We start from the raw sequence: 20,341 nt of genomic DNA, 5'->3' as shown, positions 1-20,341 counted from the left end.
AGCGGCGTATCGAGACCCCGCCCTCAGCCGATCGCCGCCAGCCGCCCCACGACGCCCTCGCCCAACTGCGCCACGTACGCCTCCGGGTCCGGCCCCTGCGGCGCGAGCTCGACCAGCGAGATCCCGAGCGCCGCGTACTCCTCCATCACCCGCACGAACCCGTCCGGGTCGCCGACCGGGTCCCCGCCGCCGATGATCGTCTTCGTGATCGCGTCGTAGTCGCGCCCGAGCTCGTCGCAGTGCCGGCGCAGCACGTCGAGCTTGTGCGCGATCCCCTCCGCCCCGATCGCGAACAGGTTGCAGGCGTCGCCGTACTCCGCGACCAGACGCAGCGTCTTCTTCTCGCCGCTGCCGCCGATCAGGATCGGCGGACCCGGCCGCTGGATCGGCTCCGGGTGGTTCAGCGTCTCGGCCAGCTGGAAGTGCTTCCCCGAGTACGGCCCGTCGTTCTCGCTCCACATCTGCTTGCAGATCTGCAGCGTCTCCTCGAGCCGCTCGAACCGCTCCTTCAGGGCCGGATACGGCACGCCGAGCCCGAGGTGCTCCCGCTCGTACCAGGCCGCACCGATGCCGAGCATCGCCCGCCCGCCCGACAGCACGTCGAGCGTCGTCACGATCTTCGCCAGCAGCCCCGGGTGCCGGTAGGTCACCCCGGTCACCAGCAGCCCCAGCCGCAGCCGCTCCGTCCGCCCCGCGACGAACCCGAGCGAGGTGTACCCCTCGAGCATCGGATCCTCGCTCGTCGCGAACTGCTCCATCTGGAAGTAGTGGTCCATCAGCGTGAACCACTCGCAGCCGACGTCCTCCGCCGTCCGCGCCGTGGCCCCCAGGATCGGCGCGATCCCGGCACTGCCCCCCGGCAGCGTGAAGTTCATGAAATGAATGCCGACCTGCATGCGCGCGCTCCTGACGTCAGTGTCCTCCGAGCCTGTCACGCAGCGCGGACCCGGTCACGCGCCCTGAGCGCTTTCGCTGCTCACTGCGCTGCGTGCCTCAGGCTGAGGCGCGGAAGCTCATGAGCTGAGGGCCTGGTGATGACGGAGGTCTGCGGTTCGCGCAGTCCTTTCCGGAAGAGCCGGTGCGCCACGTCGAAGCAGTGGCGTCAGCCACAGCAATGGACCCGTCAGCGCGGCGCGTACCGCGTCAGCACCGCGCCCTCCGGCAGCGGCTCGCTGCCGAGGAAGCGCAGCTCCGGTCGGAACCCGGCGGCGAAGTACGGCGTCCCTCCGCCGAGGACGAACGGCTGCGTGTGGAGCCGGTACTCGTCGATCAGCCCGGCCGCGCCGAGCGAGGCGGCCAGCGTCGGCCCGCTCACCTCGATCGCACCGTCGGTCCCGGACTTGATCCGCCGGAACGCGTCGACCGCGTCGGAGGCGATCAGCGTCACACCCTCGGGCACCTCCGTCACCGTCGACGAGAAGACGACCTTCGGAGTCTCGACCCACGCCTGCGCGAAGTCCTCGGCGACCTCGTCCCACTCCGGATCGGGCCGGCCCCAGTACGCCATCATCCGCCACATCCGGCTGCCGTAGACCGACAGGGCGGCGGCCCGCTGCCCCTCGTTGAAGACCCGGTGCAGCGCGGGCCCGGGCGCGGGGAACCCGGAGATGTCGCCGTCCGCCGCCGCGACGAAGCCGTCGATCGACACGAGCATCCCGTAGCTGACGAACCCCATCGGAGCCTCCTGACCGGTGCGACCCCGGCGTCGCACGCCCCGATGCTAGCCACGCACCCGCGGCACAGGGAAGAGGAGACGTCCAAACGAGAAGACGTCCGAACGAGCCCTACGCCCCGACGCGGAACCGTCGCCCGCCGAACTCCACGACGTCGCCGACCACAAGCTGCCGCCCGCGCCGCCGGTCCACCTCGCCGTTCACGCTGACGAAGCCGTCCGCGACGGCCTCCTTCACCTCGCCCCCGGAGTCGAGGATCCCCGCGAACTTCAGGAACTGCCCGAGCCGGATGCTCTCCCCGTCGAGCGCGACCTCCTCGACCGGTTCCTGTGCAGCCACGAGCGTCAGACCGCCGGGATGTCCGCGAAGCGGGAGAAGTGGCCGTGGAAGCCCACGGTCACCGTCCGGGTCGGACCGTTGCGGTGCTTGGCGACGATGAGATCGGCCTCGCCCGCGCGCGGGTTGTCCTTCTCGTAGGCGCTCTCGCGGTGCAGCAGGATCACCATGTCGGCGTCCTGCTCGATCGAGCCGGACTCGCGGAGGTCGGAGATGGCGGGCAGCTTGTCGGCGCGCTGCTCCGGTCCACGGTTCAGCTGCGACAGCGCGATGACCGGCACCTGCAGCTCCTTCGCGAGCAGCTTCAGCGCACGGGAGAACTCGGAGACCTCCTGCTGGCGGCTCTCGACCTTCTTGCCCGAGGTCATCAGCTGGAGGTAGTCGATGACGACCATCTTCAGGCCGATGCGCTGCTTGAGCCGGCGGCACTTCGCGCGGATCTCGACGAGCGTGAGGTTCGGCGAGTCGTCGATGTAGAGCGGGGCGTCGTTGATGCGGCCGCGGGTGGAGGCGATGGTCGTCCAGTCGCGCTGGTCGACCGTGCCCTTGCGCATGTGCTGCAGCGGAACGGACGCCTCGGCCGAGAGCAGGCGCATCGCGATCTCGCTGCGCCCCATCTCGAGCGAGAAGAAGATCGTCGCCATGTTGTGCTTGATCGCGGCGGCGCGGGCGAAGTCGAGCGCGAGCGTCGACTTTCCGAGTGCCGGTCGCGCCGCGACGATGATCATCTGGCCGGGGTGGAAGCCGTTGGTGAGGTCGTCCAGGTCGGCGAAGCCGGTCGGCACGCCGGTGAAGGCCCCGTCCTTGTGCGCCGCGGCCTCGATCTCGTCGATGGCGACGGTCACCGCGTCGGTCAACGGGACGTAGTCCTCCGCCGTCTCCGACCCGGTGACGTTGTAGATCTCGGCCTGCGCTGTGTTGACGAGGTCGAGGACCTCGCCCTCGCCCTGGTAGCCCATCTGCGCGATGCGGGTGCCCGCCTCGACCAGGCGGCGCAGCAGCGCGCGCTCGGCCACGATCGACGCGTAGTAGCCCGCGTTCGCCGCGGTCGGCACCATCGCGGTGAGCGAGTGCAGGTAGTCGGCGCCGCCGGCGCGCTGCAGCTCGCCCTGCTTGGTCAGCTCGTCGGTGACGGCGATGACGTCGGTCGGCTCGCCGTGCGAGTAGAGCGCCAGGATCGCCTCGAAGACGATCTCGTGCTTGGGGATGTAGAAGTCGGTCGCCTTGACGCTCTCCACGACGTCGGCGACGGCGTCCTTCGAGAGCAGCATGCCGCCGAGCGCCGACTGCTCCGCGAGCAGGTCGTGCGGGGGCGTGCGCTCGTTGCTGCGCGGGGAGTCCCCTCGGGAGTCCCGCCCGTCTCGTCCGTCCGAGCCGGGAACCGCCAGGTGCGCGATCGTCATGCCTTCGCCTCCTCCTGTCGGGTGCCTCGCGGAACGGGTGGCGACACGGTCGAGCCGCCTGTCGCGAGTGCCGGACACAGGTCTACGCCCGACCTCCGACAGCGGCCGCTCGGCGCCCGCCCCGCTCCCCTCGCGGGGCGCTGCGCCACACTACGGACCGCCCGCCGCCGGGGTCAAACCACCCTGTGGAGAGAACTGTGGAGAACGAGCGGGAAACGCCGCGCCCGCTGTGGGCAACATGTGGAGAACCCTGTGGGAACTCGACTGTCGGACAAGTTTTTTCAGCCGCCTGACCAGGCCTTTCCCGCTTTCCACAGGTGTGTGGGGAAAAGAGTCTCCAGACCACATTGAAGGTTGCCCTCCCGCGAGGGTGTATGTGGATGGAGCTGTGGAGAACCGCAACGACGAAGGGCGGTGCGAGGGGACCGTGAAGTCCCGTCGCACCGCCCTCCGCGGCGTTCTCGCGGCCTTACTTGGCCGCGACCACCTGCAGCTTCACGGTGGCCTGGATGTCGTCGCGCAGACGCACCACGGCCTCGTGCTCGCCGACGTTCTTGATCGCGTTCGAGATCACGATCTTGCGCTTGTCGAGCTCGCCGTAGCCGGCCGCCGCCACCGCAGTCGCGATGTCGGAGGTCTTGACGGAGCCGAAGAGGCGCCCGTCCTTTCCGGCCTTGACGGTCAGCTTCACGCGGTTGGCCTCGAGGACCTGCTTCGTGTGCTGAGCCTCCTCGATGGTCTTGTGCTCACGAGCGGCTCGCGCCGACTTGATCTGCTCGACCTGCTTCTCGCCACCGCGGGTCCACGCGACGCCGAAGCCCTGCGGGATGAGGTAGTTGCGGGCGAACCCGTTCTTCACGTCGACGACGTCGCCGGCGGAGCCGAGTCCGTCGACCTCGTGGGTCAGGATGACCTTGGACATCTTCTACCTACCTTCCGCTGCCGGCGTAGGGCAGGAGCGCCATCTCACGGGCGTTCTTGACGGCGCGGGCGATGAGGCGCTGCTCCTGGACGGAGACGCCGGTGATACGACGGGCGCGGATCTTGCCGCGCTCGGAGATGAACTTGCGAAGGGTCGGGACGTCCTTGTAGTCGATGACGCCCACGCGGACCGACTTCGCGGGGGCCGCGTTCTTCGCGCCCTTGCCGCGGATCGGCTTGCGGCGGTCGCCGCTGCTCTTTCCAGCCATAGTGGTTTCCTTAGATTCTGGTTCGCGTCCGTCCGCACCCCTCTCGGGGCGGGGACGCGTGATTCAGGTGAGGGCGCGCTCGAGCCGGAGGCTCAGAACGGCGTCTCGTCGTTGTAGCTGCCCGGCGTGCTCCACACGTCGCCACCGGCCGGAGCGCTGGGCGCCCACGGCTCCTCGGCCTGGCCGCCACCGCGGTTGCCGCCGCCGTTTCCGCCGGAGCCCCCCTGGTTGCCGCCGTTGCCGCCGCCGAAGCCGCCCTGGCTCGCGCCCTGGTTGCCACCGCCGCCGCCGACCTGACCGCGTCCACCGCCGCCACCGGCCGCGCGCGTGACCTGAGCGGTCGCGTAGCGCAGCGAGGGGCCGATCTCGTCGATCTCGAGCTCGATGCTGGTGCGCTTCTCGCCTTCCTTCGTCTCGTAGGAGCGCTGCTTCAGGCGGCCGGTCGCGACGACACGGCTTCCCTTGGTCAGCGTCCCCGCGACGTTCTCGGCGAACTCGCGCCAGACGGAGGCCCGGAGGAACAGCGCTTCGCCGTCCTTCCAGTCGTTCGCCTGACGGTCGAAGGTGCGCGGCGTGGAGGCGATGGTGAAGTTCGCGACCGCGAGCCCGCCCTGCGTGTAGCGCAGCTCGGGGTCGGCGGTGAGGTTCCCCACCACGGTGATGATCGTCTCGCCGGCCATCAGCGTTACGCCTTGGGAGCGGCCGGAGCCTTGGCAGCCTTGCGGGCGGCCTTCTCGTCGGCGAGCTTCTTGGCGGCGGCGACCTGGGCGATGCCCTCTTCGGCGCGGAGCACCTTGGTGCGCATGACGGCCTCCGACAGCTTCAGCTGACGGTCGAGCTCGTTCGCGGCGGCCGAGGTCGACGTGAAGTCGACGATGGCGTAGATGCCCTCGGACTTCTTGTTGATCTCGTACGCCAGACGACGGCGGCCCCAGACGTCGACCTTGTCGATGGATCCACCATCGGTGCGGATGACGTTGAGGAACTTGTCGAGACTCGGAGCGACGGTGCGCTCATCGATCTCGGGATCCAGGATGACCATGAGTTCGTACTGATGCGTCACTAACCCACCTCCTTCGGACTGAACGGCCACGGTATTTCCGTGACAGGAGGGTATGTAGCATCTGCCCACTCCCGCGGACGCGAGTGCGTCTGGTCATGGACAACCTGACGACCCTACCATCCGCGGGACTCCGAGCCCAGGGCCGATCCGGCGGGATCCGCGGTCGCCCGCCGGATCCCGCCGTCACCGGGACGCGCTACCGCTGGATGAACGCCAGCAGGTCCGGGTTGAGCACGTCGGCGTGGGTGGTCAGCATGCCGTGCGGGTAGCCCTCGTAGATCTTCAGCGTCGAGTCCTGCAGCAGCTCGTGCTGCTTCAGCGCCGCGTCCTGGTACGGCACGACCTGGTCGTCGTCGCCCTGCAGCACGAGCACCGGGACGGTGATCGCCTTCAGGTCCTCCGTCTGGTCCGTCTCCGAGAACGCCTCGATGCCCTCGTAGTGCGCGAGCGCACTGCCCGTCATCCCCTGGCGCCACCAGTTGTCGATCACCGGCTGCGAGACCTCCGCGCCGTCGCGGTTGAAGCCGTAGAACGGACCCGACGCGACGGCCTGGAAGAACTCGGCGCGGTTCGCGGCGAGCGCCTCGCGGAACCCGTCGAAGACGCTCATCGGCGTGCCCTCGGGGTTCGCCTCCGTCTGCACCATCAGCGGCGGCACGGAGGAGACGAGGACCGCCTTCGCCACGCGGCCCTGCGGCTGGCCGTACTGCGCGACGTAGCGCGCGACCTGGCCGCCGCCGGTGGAGTGGCCGATGTGGACCGCGTCGTGCAGGTCGAGGTGCCGCACCACGGCGTCGACGTCGCTGGCGTAGTGGTCCATGTCGTGCCCGGTGCCGACCTGCTCCGACCGTCCGTGCCCGCGGCGGTCGGTCGCGATCACGCGGTAGCCGTGCGCGTGGAAGAAGAGGAGCTGCGCGTCCCAGTCGTCCGAGGACAGCGGCCAGCCGTGGTGGAACACGATCGGCTGCGCGTCCGCGGATCCCCAGTCCTTGTAGTAGATCTCGACGTCGTCGTCCGTGGTCACATACGGCATGGTCGTACCTCCGTGCTCGGGTCGGCCCGGGGCACGCCCGAGTCGACGTCAGCGTGCGCTCCTCCCCGAAGCAGGGGAGAAGTGGCTCCACGATAGGCCTGCCGCGTCGCGACACGGAGGGATCGCTCCGAAGTTCGAGAACCGTTCAGACGGTCGTCCGGAGGACGGGACGGATCTGGTGCCGGACGGCGCGGAGGGACAAGCTGAGCGCATGACGACGCAGCAGACGATCGACCCCTCCGTCCCGCCGAGCGGCCCCGGCTGCGTCGAGTGCGAGCAGTCCGGCTCGTGGTGGCTGCACCTGCGCCGCTGCGCGCTCTGCGGGCACATCGGCTGCTGCGACGACTCGCTGAACCGGCACGCGACCGCGCACTTCCACGAGACCGGCCACTCGGTCATCCGGAGCTTCGAGCCCGGCGAGGAGTGGTTCTGGGACTACCGGACGGACGACTACGCCGACGGTCCGCGTCTCGCCGACCCGCAGAGCCACCCCGCCGACCAGTCGACGCCCGGACCGGCGGACCGGGTGCCGCGCGACTGGCAGTCCGTTCTCACGGACCGGGACTGATCGGCTCCCGATCCCGCGCGACGACGCTCAGCGCGCCGCCCACCACTCCTTCAGCCGCCGGGCGGCCTCCTCCTCGCCGAGCGGTCCCTCCTCGAGTCGCAGCTCGAGCAGGAACTTGTACGCGAGTCCGACCTCGCGCCCCGGCGGCAGCTCCAGGATCGCCATGATCTGCGTGCCGTCGAGGTCGGGCCGCTTCGAGGCGAGCTCCTCCTTCTCGGCGAGCTCCGCGATCCGCTGCTCCAGGTCGTCGTAGGCGTGCGCGAGCCGGTCGGCCTTGCGGGTGTTGCGGGTCGTCACGTCGGCCCGGGTCAGGATGTGCAGCCGCTCGAGCAGCGGGCCGGCGTCGGTGACGTAGCGGCGGACGGCCGAGTCGGTCCAGGCACCCTCGGTGTAGCCGAAGAAGCGCAGGTGCAGCTCGATCAACCGGGCGACGTCCGCGATGGTCTGCTTGTCGAACTTCAGCGAGCGCAGCCGCTTGATCGCCAGCTTCGAGCCGACGAGGTCGTGGTGGTAGAAGCTGACCGCTCCGCCCGGCTCCAGCCGCCGCGTCGCCGGCTTGCCGATGTCGTGCAGCAGCGCCGCGATGCGGAGGGTGACGTCCGGCGCCGCGCCGGGGTTCCGCTGTCCCTCCAGCGCGATCGCCTGCTCCAGCACCGTGAGGCTGTGCACGTAGACGTCCTTGTGGTGGTGGTGCTCGTCCTGCTCGAGGCGCAGGGCCGGCAGCTCGGGGAGGAAGTAACCTGCCAGACCGGTGTCGACGAGCAGCTCGAGTCCGGCCCGCGGCGAGGCGGTCGCGAGGAGCTTCCGCAGCTCCTCCTGCACCCGCTCCGCGGAGACGTCGTCGATGCGCGGGGCCAGCTCGGCCATCGCCCACTCGACCTCGTCGGTGGTCCGGAAGCCGAGCTGTGAGGTGAACCGCGCGCCGCGCAGCATCCGCAGCGGGTCGTCGCCGAAGGAGAGGTCGGCCGCGGCGGGCGTGCGCAGCCGGCCCGCGAGCAGGTCCTCCACTCCCCCGGCCGGGTCGACGAGCACGATCTCGGGCAGCCGCAGCGCCATCGCGTTGACGGTGAAGTCGCGGCGCACGAGGTCGCCCTCGAGGCTGTCGCCGAACTCGACTTCGGGCTTGCGGCTGACCCCGTCGTAGCTGTCGCTGCGGTAGGTGGTGATCTCCACCGTCTCGCCGGCGATCCGCGCGCCGATCGTGCCGAACGCCCGGCCGATGTCCCAGTGCGCCTCGGCGATCGGAGCGACGATCCGCACGATGTCGTCGGGCCGCGCCGAGGTCGTGAAGTCGAGGTCGTGCACGCCGTGGCCCAGGAAGGCGTCGCGGACGGGGCCGCCGACCAGCGCGAGCTCGTGGCCCTGCGCGGCGAAAGCCTCCGCGAGCCGGGCCACCGTCGGTGTCGCCGCGAGAGCTCGGAGGGTCTCGAGGGCGGTCTGGACGCTGTGCATCCGGCAGATCCTACCGGGGAGCCGTGACCGGGCCGCGGTGCGCGCCGGAGTGCAACCGCCTCGACCGGTTACGGCTCCTGAGCGACTCCGCAGCGCATCCCGCGGCCCGGCAGACGGCTGCCCGGAGGCCTGCCCGTAGAATCACCCGCATGGAGGCCGAGTGAGTTCGATGCGTCGGCGCGACCTCACCCCCTCCGATCGCCCCCGCCCCCGGCGAGCGGTCCCGCAGCTGCTCCGCTCCGCCGGTGCCGCTGCGCTGTCGATCGCGCTCCTCGGCGGCGCCCTCCCCGCGGCGGCGCACGCCGCTGAGCGCACGGCCCTCGAGTCCGGACAGGCCACCGTCACGGCGACGGTCGGCGCGGCGAACGACGGCGTCCTCCTCCCCGGCGACGACCTCCAGCTCGCGATCTCCGTGCGCAACGGCACCACCGAGTCGATCGACGGCGCGCGCGTCGAGGTCGCGATCGACGAGGACACCCTCGACTCCCGGGCCGAGCTCGCCGAGTGGCTCGACGGCGAGTCCGAGGACGAGGGCACGAGCACCGGCGACGGCGCCGACGTGCGACTGCTCCCCTCCAGCTCCGCCCAGGTCGGCGTCACCGTCCCCGCGGCCTCGCTCCCCTTCTCCACCGACTCGATCCGCGACCCGGAGGCGTTCGGCACCCACGCGATCTCGGTGACCGTCAGCAGCCCCGGTGGCACCGTCGCGACCGCCCGAGGCGTCGTCGAGCTCTCGACCGGCTTCCCCAGCGAGCAGGAGACCGGCGTCAGCGTCCTCGTGCCGCTCACGGTCCCCGACACCGCTGACGGCATGCTCTCCGCCGAGACGCTGCAGGACTACACCCAGACCACCGGCACGCTCTCGCGCCAGCTCGACACCGTCGACGGCCGCGCCGTGACCATCGGAGTGGATCCGCGCATCCTCGCGTCGATCCGGGTCCTCGGCGACACGGCACCGGAGTCGGCGACCGCCTGGCTGGACCGGCTCGAGTCGGTGCCGAACGAGGTCTTCGCCCTGCCCTACGCGGATGCGGACGTCGCCGCCCAGGCGCAGTCCGGCCTGTCCACGCTCCTGGCGCCGACCTCGTTCGAGTACGCGCTCGATCCCACCCTGTTCGCGCCGACGAGCTCGGGGACGCCGACCCCGACGGCGGTTCCCGGCGACTCGACTGCTCAGAACCTCCCCGAGCGCCCGACGACCGAGTCGCTCCTCGCGTTCGACTGGTCGCCGACGGTCGGCCGCATCGCCTGGCCGGACGACGGCACCGTCCGCGCGGCGGATCTCGGCGTGTATGCCACCGGCGGCATGACCCGCACGGTCGTCTCCTCCGACAATCTCGAGCTGCCGGACGGCGTCACCACGACGACCCGAGCCTCCGTCGACGACCACGACGTCATCGTCGCCGACAGTGCCCTCTCCAGCGCCTTCGACCGTGCGGTCAGCGCGAGCACCGACTCGGAGTGGCGCGCGAGCACGGCCGACCTCACCGCCGACCTCGCGCAGGTGCAGCGGGAGGGCGAGTCTCCCGACGTGGTCCTCGCGCTCGACCGCGGCGCGGCGATCGACGGCGTCCGCCTCGCGCAGACCCTCGACGCCGTCGACGCCCTGCCCTGGGCCGAGGGCTCATCGCTCGCCGCCGCCCTCACCTCGCCGGCGACCGAGGACGCGACGATCATCGACAGCCCGGAGTCGGAGCAGCGCCTCGAGGGCGTGTCCGACCTGCTGACCGCGGCCGCCCGCGTGGAGTCGTTCTCGGCCGTCCTCACCGAACCGGAGCTGCTCAGCGGCAAGCGCCGCAATGACCTCCTCGCCCTGCTCGCCGTGACCTGGCGCGAGGACACGGCGGGCTGGCAGGAGGCGGTCACCGCCAGCCGCGAGCAGGCCGACACCACGCTCTCCTCCGTCGCCATCGAGAGCTCCGACAGCGTCACCCAGCTCTCCCGCGACTCCAGCATCCCGGTCTACGTCCGCAACGACCTGCCGTGGCCCGTGACGGTCCGGATCCAGGCCTCGACCTCGAACGCCGTCCTCGACATCGACGAGTCCTCGGTCGAGCCGACGGCGATCGACGCCCGCTCGCAGGGCCGCGTCCTCATTCCCGTGAAGGCACGCGTCGGCAACGGCGAGACCGAGCTCCGGATGCAGCTGACGTCGCAGGACGGCACGCCCATCGGCGCTCCCACCGGCATCGTCACCAACGTCCGCGCCGACTGGGAGACCGTCGGCACCCTGGGCGTCGGCATCCTCCTCGTCCTCGTCTTCGGCGCGGGCATCCTCCGCAACATCCGCCGGCGCCGCCGCGGCGACACCCCCGAGGAGGACGAGGAGGACCCCAACGCCCCGCTCGCCGTCCAGCCGGGCCTCGACGACGACCGAACGGATCCCCGTGGCTAGCTTCTCCCTCGGTCGCGCGAGCGCCGTCCTCGCCTCCGGCACGATGGTCTCGCGGGTCCTCGGCTTCGTGATGTCGCTGGTCTTCACCCAGACGATCGGCCTCGTCGGCCAGGGCGCCGACGCCTTCACCGTCGCCAACGGCCTCCCGAACACGATCTACGCGATCATCGCGGGCGGTGCGCTCAACGCGGTCCTCGTGCCGCAGATCGTGCGCGCCGGCCTCCAGGCCGACGGCGGTCAGCGCTACATCAACAAGCTGCTGACCCTCGCGCTCCTCGTCCTCCTCGGTGCCGCCGTGATCGCGACGCTCGCCGCACCCCTGCTGATCCAGCTGAACGCCTCGCAGTACGGGCCGGAGCAGACCCGCCTCGCCGTCACCTTCGCCTACTGGTGCCTGCCGCAGGTCTTCTTCTACGGGCTGTACACGATCCTCGGCGAGGTGCTCAACGCGCGCGGCTCCTTCGGTCCGTTCACCTGGACCCCGGTCGTGAACAACGTCGTCGCCATCGGCGGGCTCCTGGCCTTCCAGCAGCTCTTCGGCTCCGACGGCAAGGGTCTCCGCACGGCGACGGAGTGGTCGCCCGAGATGATCGCTGTGCTGGCGGGCTCGGCCACCCTCGGAGTGGCACTGCAGGCGATGCTGCTCGTCTTCTTCTGGAAGCGGGTCGGTCTGCGCTACCGCCCCGATTTCAGCGTCCGCGGGGTCGGCCTCGGCCGCGCCGGGAGGATCGCCGTCTGGACCTTCGCGACCCTGCTCCTGACGGTCGCTGCAGGCTTCATCGAGAACAACACCGTGAGCGCCTCCTCGGGCGAGGACGCCTCCGCCACGGCGCTGCAGAAGGCCTGGCTCGTCTTCATGCTCCCGCACTCGGTGATCGCCGTCTCGATCGCCACCGCGTACTACACCAAGATGAGCGGCCACGCCTCGCGCAACGAGATGAAGGACTTCCGGAGCGACATCTCCACCTCGATCCGGGTGGTCGGGCTCTTCCTGTTCTTCGCCACAGCGGCCCTCGTGGTCTGCGCCCGCTCCTTCGCGACGATCTTCGCGCCGACCGATCCCGTCGCCGCCGGGCAGATGGCCATGATCATCACCGCCTACGTCATCGTGCTGCCGCTGTTCTCGACGCTCGCGATCGTGCAGCGCGGGTTCTACGCCCTCAACGACGGCCGTTCGCCGTTCCTCTACACGCTGGTGCAGACCGCGATCATCGTCGTCGGCTGCGGGATCGCCTTCCTCCTCCCCGACGACTCGACCGCGTTCTTCGTCGCGCTCTCGATCTCGGCGGGAGTCGCCGTCCAGGCGCTGATGGCGTGCCTGATGCTCAGGAAGAAGCTCGGCGGCTGGGGCGGGACGCGCATCGTGTTCCGCTTCGCCACCTACGCCGCCGCGACCCTCCCCTCGATCGGCGCCGGCGTCCTGGTGATGTTCGTCCTCGCCCAGGCCGACGACTACCCGGCCGCCGGCTGGCCGCAGGCCCTCATCTCGATGGTGCTCACCGGCGTCGTCATGGCCCTCGTCTACTTCGGCGTGCTCTGGGTCCTCCGCGTCCCGGAGCTGCGCGCGATGGCCGCGCCGCTGCTCCGCCGCCTCGGGCGCTGACGCGGCACGGGACGCCCGAGCGTTCCTGAGAGCCGTCGTCGCGACACTGGGACGTCACCGGACCGGTGGTGCGCCCCCGGGCGCGACGTGGAAGGGTGGGGGCGTCCTCCGGCAGAGCCGCCTCCCCCCTCCTCCCTCCCGCCGATCCGGAAGGCGCGATGCGCTCCACCTTCGTCCTGCTCCGCGTGCTCGTCGCGGCCGCCGTCCTCACCGCGACCACGGTGAGCTTCCTCGACTCCCACGCCTTCTGGGTCGAGGCCCGCTTCCGCGACCGCGCCACCCTCGCCGCCAACTTCTTCAGCTACATCACCGTCGAGGTCTGCCTGCTCGCAGTCGTCGTCCTGCTGATCGGCGCCGTCGTCCTCGCCCGCGGCGCCCTGCCGGAACCGCGCTGGTTCGCCTGGCTGCGGGCCGGAGTCGTCACCTACATGGTCGTGATCGGAGTGGTCTACAACCTGCTCCTGCGCGGCACGGTGGTCACCGGCGCCGGTGCCGGTCAGGACTGGACCAACGAGGTCATGCACGTCATGGCGCCGCTCGCGCTGATCCTCGACTGGCTCTTCGCGCCCGGCCGGCGCCGCCTCTCCTGGGCGGTCGTCCCGGCGCTGCTCGCGTTCCCGGTCGCCTGGTTCGTCTACACGATCATCCGGGCGCCCCTCGTCTACGACCAGATGAAGCACGAGCAGGTCTGGTACCCGTACCCCTTCCTCGATCCGCGCCTGGCGGACCCGCCGATCGTCCCCGGTGGGATGATCGCGGTGGTGTTCTACGTCGTCGCGATGACGGCGGTCTTCGCCTCGGCCGGCTGGCTGACGGTCCTGATCTCGCGCCGGTCGATCGGGCAGCGCGGCACTCCCGCGGGCTCGGCGGAGAAAGAGCCGGTCAACGCGGCTTTCTGAGCCGTCTCGCGGAGAGCCGTTCGGCGACCCTGACCGCGGGCCGAGTGCCCCGGACGCCGCGGAATAGGCCCCGCCTAGGATGTGTTGTAGCCCCTGGAGCCCGGGAACGACAGAGCGAGCGGGACCGGCTCCGCGGATCCGCTCCCAGCACCGGATCCGGGCAGACCACCCCCTCCGGCGGACCGCCGGATCAGCCCCGCTCAGCACAGACCTCGAGGAGTTGCCGTGCGCGACATCGTCATCATCGGATCCGGCCCCGCAGGCTGGACGGCCGCCATCTACGCGGCGCGCGCCGATCTGCACCCGGTGGTCGTCGCCTCGTCCGTCGAGATCGGCGGCGACCTGATGAACACCACCGACGTCGAGAACTTCCCCGGCTTCCCGGACGGCGTCCTCGGCCCGGAGCTGATGACGGCCATGCAGAAGCAGGCCGAGAAGTTCGGCGCGGACACCTTCTACGACGACGTCGTCTCCCTCGACCTCGAGGGAGAGACCAAGACGATCCACCTCGGCTCCGGCGAGAGCATCGAGGCGAAGACCGTCGTCGTCGCGACCGGCTCCGCGTACCGCAAGCTCGGCCTGCACGACGAGGACCGCCTCTCGGGACACGGTGTCTCATGGTGCGCCACCTGCGACGGCTTCTTCTTCAAGGGCAAGACCATCGCTGTCGTCGGCGGCGGCGACTCCGCGATGGAGGAGGCGACCTTCCTCACCAAGTTCGCCGAGAAGGTCTACGTCATCCACCGCAAGGACTCGCTCCGCGCCTCCAAGGTCATGCAGAAGCGCGCCCGCGACAACGAGAAGATCGAGTTCGTCTGGAACACCGAGGTCACCGGCATCACCGGTGAGAACCACGTCAACGGCGTCAAGCTGCGCAACACGGTCGACGGCACCGAGTCGAAGCTCGAGCTCGACGGCCTCTTCATCGCGATCGGCAACGACCCGCGCACCCACATCGTCCACGGCAAGCTCGACCTGACGACCGACGGCACCATCGCCGTCACCGGCCGCTCGTCGCAGACCTCCGTGGCGGGCGTCTTCGCCGCCGGCGACGTGATCGACCCGACCTACCGTCAGGCCGTCACCGCCGCCGCTTCGGGCACCGTCGCCGCCCTCGACGCCGAGCACTACCTCGCCGCCCTCACCGATGGCATCGCCAGCACCGAGGGCACTCCGGCCGCCGAGCTCCTCACCCTCTAGCCCTCCCACCACCCGCACTCGAGTCGGCGCCGCCGGCTCACGAAGGAGAAAATCGTCATGTCCACCGCGAAGAGCGTCACCGACGCATCGTTCCAGGCCGATGTCCTCGACTCCGAGAAGACCGTCCTGGTCGACTTCTGGGCCGAGTGGTGCGGCCCCTGCCGCATGGTCGCCCCGATCCTCGACCAGATCTCGGCCGAGCACGGCGACAAGATCGAGATCGTCAAGCTGAACGTCGACGAGAACCCGCAGATCGCCGCGAAGTACCAGATCACCTCGATCCCGGCGATGAAGGTCTACCAGAAGGGCGAGGTCGTCAAGACCGTCATCGGCGCCAAGCCGAAGCCCGCCCTCGAGGCCGACCTGGCCGCGTTCCTCTGAGTTCGACTCCCGACGGTTCGACCGTCTGACGAAGCCCCTGCGCCCCTGTGACGCGGGGGCTTCGTCGTTACTGGCCGCTCCTCATGTTTCACGTGAAACGGCCGCAGAAGGCAGGCCACGGCCCGCACAGTGGCGTCCCCCTCCCCCTGTCCTCCTGAACCCCGCCGAGTAGTCTGGATCGATCCGGCTGACGGTCGGAGACCCTGTCCATCGAGCGGAGCGACATCACCGTGATCAACGCCGGCACCAACCTCGATCCCTGGTACGACTCCTACGCGGAGCGCACGGCCGGCCTCGCGGCCAGCGAGGTCCGAGCACTGTTCGCTGTCGCCTCCCGCCCCGAGGTGGTCTCGCTCGCCGGCGGCATGCCGTTCGTCTCCGCCCTCCCCCAGGACCTCGTCACCGACGCGATGGCGACCGTGATGCGCGAGCAGGGACCCGTCGCGCTGCAGTACGGCTCCGGTCAGGGCGTCCCGGTGCTGCGCGAGCAGATCCTCGAGGTGATGGCGCTCGAGGGCATCTCGGCCAGCGCGGACGACGTCGTGGTGACCACCGGCTCGCAGCACGCCCTCGAGCTCGTCTCGAAGCTGTTCCTCGACCCGGGCGACGTCGTCCTCTCCGAGGGCCCGAGCTACGTCACCGCCATGGTGATCTTCCGCTCGTACCAGGCCGAGATCGAGCACGTGGCGATGGACGAGCACGGACTGATCCCCGAGGCGCTGCGCGAGCACATCGCCCACGTGCGCGCCGCCGGCAAGCGGATCAAGTTCCTCTACACGATCCCCACCTTCCACAACCCGGCGGGAGTCACGCTGAGCTGGGACCGGCGGGTCGAGATCCTCGAGATCTGCAAGAGCGAGGGCATCCTCGTGCTCGAGGACAACCCCTACGGTCTGCTCTACTTCGAGGACGTGCCGCCGAAGGCGATGCGCTCCCTCGAGGAGGACGGCGTGATCTACCTCGGCACCTTCTCGAAGACTCTGGCGCCCGGCTTCCGCATCGGCTGGGCGCTGGCGCCGCACGCCATCCGCGAGCGGCTGATCCTCGCGAACGAGGCGGCGGTGCTCAGCCCGTCGTCCTTCAGTCAGCTCGTGATCTCGCAGTATCTGGCGACGGCGGACTGGCGCGCGCAGATCGACACCTTCCGCGGTGTCTACCGCGAGCGCAAGGAGGCGATGATCCGCGGGCTCGAGACGCACCTCCCCGGTCTCAGCTGGACGAATCCGAACGGCGGCTTCTACGTCTGGGTCACCCTCCCCGAGGAGCTCGACTCGAAGGCGATGCTGCCGCGCGCGGTCAAGGAGCTGATCGCCTACACGCCCGGCACGGCCTTCTTCGGCAACGGCGACGGGCGGCAGAACATCCGGCTGTCCTTCTGCTACCCGACTCCCGAGCGCATCGGCGACGGCATCCGCCGCCTCGCGACGGTCATCAACGGCGAACTCGACCTGCTGTCCACCTTCGCCGACGCCCGAGTGCGGAGAGGCGCCGGCGTCGATCAGCGCGACGCCGTCCTCCCGCCCCAGATCTCCTGACTCCGTGATCCACGAACGACAGAAGGCCCGGTCATGACCGATTTCTCCACCCTCGACCGCACCCTCGACATCGTCGTGATCAGCGGCGGCATCAGCCACGAGCGCGACGTCTCCCTGCGCTCCGGCCGTCGCGTCGCCGACCGCCTCTCGGCCATGGGGCACCGTGTCGCCCACCGCGAACCGGATTCCGGTCTCCTGGCGGCGCTGCTCGACCAGCGTCCCGACGTGATCTGGCCCGCCGTCCACGGCGCGAGCGGCGAGGACGGTGCTCTGCTCGGCCTGCTCGAGGCGGCCGGCTTCCCCTACGTGGGCTCGCGCACGGACGCCGCCCGCCTCGCGTGGTTCAAGCCGACCGCGAAGACGCTCGTCGCGCGGGCCGGCATCGCCACTCCTCGCTCGATCACCCTCCCCCGCGAGACGTTCCGCGAGCTCGGCGCCGCAGGCATCCTCGATCAGGTCCGCGCGCACCTTCCCGGCCCGCTCGTCGTCAAGCCGGCGCAGGGCGGCTCCGCCCAGGGCGTGAGCATCGTGACGGAGACCGACGAGCTTCCGCGTGCGATGGTCGACGCCTACACCTACGGCGAGGTCGCGCTCATCGAGCAGCAGATCATCGGGACCGAGGTCTCCGTCGGTGTCCTCGACCTCGGTGACGGCCCCTTCGCTCTCCCCCCGGTCGAGATCGCCCCGGTTGCGGGTCGCTACACCTTCGAGGCCCGCTACAACGCGGGCGAGACCCGCTTCTACACCCCGGCCCGCCTCCCGGACGAGGCTCTCGACGACGCCTCCCGCGTCGCGGTCGCCGTCCACGAGCTGCTCGGCCTGCGCCACCTCTCCCGCATCGACTTCATCGTCGACCCCGACGGCCTCCCCTGGTTCTTCGACGCCAACGTCCTCCCCGGCATGACCGAGACCTCCCTCGTCCCCCAAGCCATCGAGGCCTCCGGCCGCTACCTCGGCGACGTCTACTCCACCCTCGCCCGCCTGGCTCTCACCCATTAGCCCCCCCCGTTTCACGTGAAACATCCGGGCCCGCCGCTCCGGTCGTGCGGAGCGTCAGCCCCACCTCCGTTTCACGTGAAACGCTCCATGCTGGTCGAATAGCCGCCTCCGGCGGCGTATCGAGACCCACCCGCCTCCCCCCAGCTACCGCCAGGAGCAGGGGGCCCGGTGTCGATACGGCGCTGCGCGCCTACTCGACCAACATGCTGCCGCCTGCGAAGTACCGCACGGGGCCAGGCTCTTCCACAGGCCTCGTCCCGGCAGAACATGCTGGTCGAGTAGCCGCCCACGGCGGCGTATCGAGACCCCATTCATGAGTACAACGATCGCCAGCATCGGCGGGCTCGGTCTCGATACGGCGCTGCGCGCCTACTCGACCAACATGGTCCCGAATGCGGAGGACAAAGGGAAGCCAGGCACCCCTCATGCCTTGCTCCCGCAAAGCATGCTGGTCGAGTAGCCGCCACCGGCGGCGTATCGAGACCTACCCGCCAACAGCCCGGTTCGCTCCAGAACTGCACGCGCCGGTCTCGATATGGCGCTCTGCACCCACTCCACCCGCAAGAGGCGAAGGCAGCTCAAGAGCTGGCCACTTCACCATGCTGGACGAGTAGCCGCGTCAACGGCGTCTCAAGACCCGGCCCCGTACGCACACCGTTTCACGTGAAACGGCCGCGCACCTCACGGCGCCAGCGACACCTCGGTCGGCTCACCGATCTCGGCCAGAATGCGGTTCAGATCATGGATGGTCGCGAAGTCGATGACCACCTGCCCCTTGCGGGCTCCCAGCGTCACCTTCACCCGCGTATTCAACCGGTCGCCGAGGTGGTCCGCCACCGTGCTGAGGTGCCCGGCATGACCGCCCTGCTCCTCCTCCGGCTCGCGCGAGGTGGTCTTCGGAGCCTTCATCTGCGCAGCAGCAGCCTCAGCGGCCCGCACCGACAGGTCCTCGTTGACGATCTTGTCCGCGAGCCGGCGCATGAGCTCCGGCGTCTCCACGGACAGCACCGCACGCGCGTGCCCCGCGCTGAGCACGCCGGCAGCCACCCGAGCCTGCACATCGGCGGGGAGCCGCAACAGTCGCAGCGTGTTCGAGATCTGCGGGCGCGATCGGCCGAGGCGCGTCGCCAGCGCCTCCTGCGTGATGCCGAAGTCGCTCAGCAGCTGCTGGTACGCAGAGGCCTCTTCGAGCGGGTTCAGCTCGGCGCGGTGCAGGTTCTCCAGGAGCGCGTCCCGGAGCATGTTCTCGTCCGCCGTGTCCTTGACCACCGCGGGGATGGTCTTCAGGCCGGCGGCCTTGGAGGCGCGGAAGCGCCGCTCCCCCATCACCAGCTCGTACTTCGCGCCCTTGCGCCCGGTGACAGGCCGCACCACGATCGGCTGCAGCACCCCGAACTCGCGGATGCTGTGCACCAGCTCGGCCAGCTCGTCCTGGTCGAAGACCGACCGGGGCTGCGCCGCGTTCGGCACGATCTCCGACAGCGACAGCTGCGCCAGCCGTGCGCCGGGTACCTGCAGCAGCTCGTCCTCGGCGTTCGCTGCACCCACCTGATCCGGGAAGAAGACGTCGACGGGCCGCGAGCGGGTGTCGTCGCTGACCGGGATCAGGGCGCCGATGCCCCGGCCGAGTCCCGTGCGCTTGGTCGCCATCAGCGGTCCTCTCCATCGGGCGTCGCCGCCGGGGTCTTGGGTACGCCTCGGCGCGCGATCTCCGCCGCCGCCTCGAGATACGCGAGGGAACCGGACGACTGCGGGTCGTAGCTGATCACGCTCTGCCCGTAGGACGGCGCCTCCGAGATCCGCACGTTGCGCGGGATCACGGCGCGCAGCACCTCCTTCGGGAAGTGCTCGCGCACATCCGCCGCGACCTGGTTGGACAGGTTCGTCCGCCCGTCGAACATCGTCAGCAGGATCGTCGAAACCGCCAGGTTCGGGTTGAGGTGCCGCTCGATCAGGTCGATGTTCTTCAGCAGCTGACTGAGACCCTCGAGCGCGTAGTACTCGCACTGGATCGGGATCAGCACCTCGCGCGCCGCGACGAACGCGTTGATCGTCAGCAGCCCGAGCGACGGCGGGCAGTCGATGAAGACGTAGTCGAACGGCTCGTCCATCCCCTTGAGCATCCGGTCCAGCGCGCGGCGGAGCCGCTGCTCGCGCGCGACGAGGGAGACCAGCTCGATCTCGGCGCCGGCAAGATGGATCGTCGCCGGAACCCCGTAGAGCGAGGCGAACTCCGGGCTCTTCTGCACGACGTCCGCGAGGGGCGTGTCGTTCACGATCACGTCGTAGACGCTCGCCGTCTCGGCCCGGTGCTCGATCCCGAGCGCCGTCGAGGCATTGCCCTGCGGGTCCAGGTCGATGACCAGGACCTTCGCGTCGCCCCGAGCGAGCCCCGCGGCCAGATTGACGGTGGTCGTGGTCTTGCCGACGCCGCCCTTCTGGTTGGAGATCGTGATGACGCGGGTCGTCTCCGGCTTCGGCAGCGGCTGCGCGTTGAGCAGCGCGCGCCGGCGCGTCATGTCCGCGATCTCGCGGGCGAGCGGGGTCGAGGCGTCGAAACCTCCGGTCAGTCCGGCGGGGTCGGATCGTTTCACGTGAAACCTTCGCTCAG

At 70.1% G+C, this 20,341-nt stretch carries 20 protein-coding genes; 8 read left to right on the top strand and 12 right to left on the bottom strand.

Annotated elements, in window-relative coordinates; translation table 11 throughout:
- Positions 1 to 23 precede the first annotated feature (23 nt).
- The 9 genes from MT350_RS09605 to MT350_RS09565 form a co-directional block, all read right to left on the bottom strand.
- A complete protein-coding gene (locus MT350_RS09605; protein ID WP_243615827.1) occupies positions 24 to 896 on the bottom strand; it encodes an LLM class F420-dependent oxidoreductase in 873 nt (290 codons plus the stop codon).
- 227 nt (positions 897 to 1,123) lie between these two features.
- On the bottom strand, positions 1,124 to 1,675 hold the full coding sequence (locus MT350_RS09600; protein WP_243615826.1) for a dihydrofolate reductase family protein: 552 nt from the start codon (positions 1,673 to 1,675) through the stop codon (positions 1,124 to 1,126).
- 109 nt (positions 1,676 to 1,784) lie between these two features.
- Positions 1,785 to 2,012: an RNA-binding S4 domain-containing protein gene (locus tag MT350_RS09595; protein WP_243599424.1), complete on the bottom strand. Its 228-nt coding sequence runs from the start codon at positions 2,010 to 2,012 to the stop codon at positions 1,785 to 1,787.
- A 5-nt stretch (positions 2,013 to 2,017) separates the two neighbouring features.
- Complete coding sequence (dnaB, locus tag MT350_RS09590) at positions 2,018 to 3,412, bottom strand: replicative DNA helicase (protein ID WP_123447283.1); 1,395 nt, start codon at positions 3,410 to 3,412, stop codon at positions 2,018 to 2,020.
- 469 nt (positions 3,413 to 3,881) lie between these two features.
- Entirely contained in the window at positions 3,882 to 4,334 is a 453-nt protein-coding gene (gene rplI / locus MT350_RS09585; RefSeq protein ID WP_123447282.1) for a 50S ribosomal protein L9, read from the bottom strand.
- Positions 4,335 to 4,341: 7 nt separating this feature from the next.
- Entirely contained in the window at positions 4,342 to 4,602 is a 261-nt protein-coding gene (gene rpsR, locus MT350_RS09580; RefSeq protein WP_056039813.1) for a 30S ribosomal protein S18, read from the bottom strand.
- A 92-nt stretch (positions 4,603 to 4,694) separates the two neighbouring features.
- On the bottom strand, positions 4,695 to 5,282 hold the full coding sequence (locus MT350_RS09575; protein WP_123706126.1) for a single-stranded DNA-binding protein: 588 nt from the start codon (positions 5,280 to 5,282) through the stop codon (positions 4,695 to 4,697).
- A gap of 5 nt (positions 5,283 to 5,287) precedes the next feature.
- Positions 5,288 to 5,665 carry a 30S ribosomal protein S6 gene (gene rpsF / locus MT350_RS09570; RefSeq protein WP_123447279.1) on the bottom strand — a complete coding sequence of 126 codons (378 nt, stop codon included), beginning with the start codon at positions 5,663 to 5,665 and terminating at the stop codon, positions 5,288 to 5,290.
- Positions 5,666 to 5,861: 196 nt separating this feature from the next.
- On the bottom strand, positions 5,862 to 6,698 hold the full coding sequence (locus MT350_RS09565; protein WP_243599423.1) for an alpha/beta fold hydrolase: 837 nt from the start codon (positions 6,696 to 6,698) through the stop codon (positions 5,862 to 5,864).
- Between the two features lie 211 nt (positions 6,699 to 6,909).
- Between MT350_RS09565 and MT350_RS09560 the strand changes: the two genes are divergently transcribed.
- Positions 6,910 to 7,266, top strand: coding sequence for a UBP-type zinc finger domain-containing protein (locus tag MT350_RS09560; protein WP_123706124.1), 357 nt, complete (start codon positions 6,910 to 6,912; stop codon positions 7,264 to 7,266).
- A 27-nt stretch (positions 7,267 to 7,293) separates the two neighbouring features.
- Here MT350_RS09560 and MT350_RS09555 read toward each other — a convergent pair whose 3' ends face one another.
- Positions 7,294 to 8,718, bottom strand: coding sequence for a CCA tRNA nucleotidyltransferase (locus MT350_RS09555; protein ID WP_132437309.1), 1,425 nt, complete (start codon positions 8,716 to 8,718; stop codon positions 7,294 to 7,296).
- Between the two features lie 169 nt (positions 8,719 to 8,887).
- On the opposite strand from MT350_RS09555, the gene MT350_RS09550 reads away from it, so the two are divergent.
- The 7 genes from MT350_RS09550 (at position 8,888) to MT350_RS09520 (ending at position 17,730) form a co-directional block, all read left to right on the top strand.
- On the top strand, positions 8,888 to 11,113 hold the full coding sequence (locus MT350_RS09550; protein WP_243599790.1) for a DUF6049 family protein: 2,226 nt from the start codon (positions 8,888 to 8,890) through the stop codon (positions 11,111 to 11,113).
- Positions 11,106 to 12,716, top strand: a complete 1,611-nt coding sequence (gene murJ / locus MT350_RS09545; RefSeq protein ID WP_243599422.1) for a murein biosynthesis integral membrane protein MurJ — start codon at positions 11,106 to 11,108, stop codon at positions 12,714 to 12,716. Before MT350_RS09550 ends, murJ begins: the two co-directional genes overlap by 8 nt.
- Positions 12,717 to 12,874: 158 nt before the next feature.
- Positions 12,875 to 13,615 carry a Pr6Pr family membrane protein gene (locus MT350_RS09540; protein WP_243599421.1) on the top strand — a complete coding sequence of 247 codons (741 nt, stop codon included), beginning with the start codon at positions 12,875 to 12,877 and terminating at the stop codon, positions 13,613 to 13,615.
- 225 nt (positions 13,616 to 13,840) lie between these two features.
- Positions 13,841 to 14,815 carry a thioredoxin-disulfide reductase gene (gene trxB / locus MT350_RS09535; RefSeq protein WP_123736143.1) on the top strand — a complete coding sequence of 325 codons (975 nt, stop codon included), beginning with the start codon at positions 13,841 to 13,843 and terminating at the stop codon, positions 14,813 to 14,815.
- A 57-nt stretch (positions 14,816 to 14,872) separates the two neighbouring features.
- Complete coding sequence (gene trxA / locus MT350_RS09530; protein WP_123447267.1) at positions 14,873 to 15,196, top strand: thioredoxin; 324 nt, start codon at positions 14,873 to 14,875, stop codon at positions 15,194 to 15,196.
- A gap of 230 nt (positions 15,197 to 15,426) precedes the next feature.
- On the top strand, positions 15,427 to 16,731 hold the full coding sequence (locus MT350_RS09525; protein ID WP_374204653.1) for a PLP-dependent aminotransferase family protein: 1,305 nt from the start codon (positions 15,427 to 15,429) through the stop codon (positions 16,729 to 16,731).
- A 33-nt stretch (positions 16,732 to 16,764) separates the two neighbouring features.
- Positions 16,765 to 17,730, top strand: coding sequence for a D-alanine--D-alanine ligase (locus MT350_RS09520; protein WP_243599420.1), 966 nt, complete (start codon positions 16,765 to 16,767; stop codon positions 17,728 to 17,730).
- A 681-nt stretch (positions 17,731 to 18,411) separates the two neighbouring features.
- Here MT350_RS09520 and MT350_RS09515 read toward each other — a convergent pair.
- Both MT350_RS09515 and MT350_RS09510 read right to left on the bottom strand, forming a co-directional pair.
- Entirely contained in the window at positions 18,412 to 19,380 is a 969-nt protein-coding gene (locus tag MT350_RS09515) for a ParB/RepB/Spo0J family partition protein (RefSeq protein WP_243599418.1), read from the bottom strand.
- Complete coding sequence (locus tag MT350_RS09510) at positions 19,380 to 20,249, bottom strand: ParA family protein (protein ID WP_123706250.1); 870 nt, start codon at positions 20,247 to 20,249, stop codon at positions 19,380 to 19,382. Before MT350_RS09510 ends, MT350_RS09515 begins: the two co-directional genes overlap by 1 nt.
- Between the last annotated feature and the right edge of the window lie 92 nt (positions 20,250 to 20,341).

Source organism: Rathayibacter sp. VKM Ac-2928, assembly GCF_022815545.1.
GTDB classification, from domain to species: domain Bacteria; phylum Actinomycetota; class Actinomycetes; order Actinomycetales; family Microbacteriaceae; genus Rathayibacter; species Rathayibacter festucae.
This window is presented reverse-complemented; position numbering and strand designations above follow the sequence as displayed.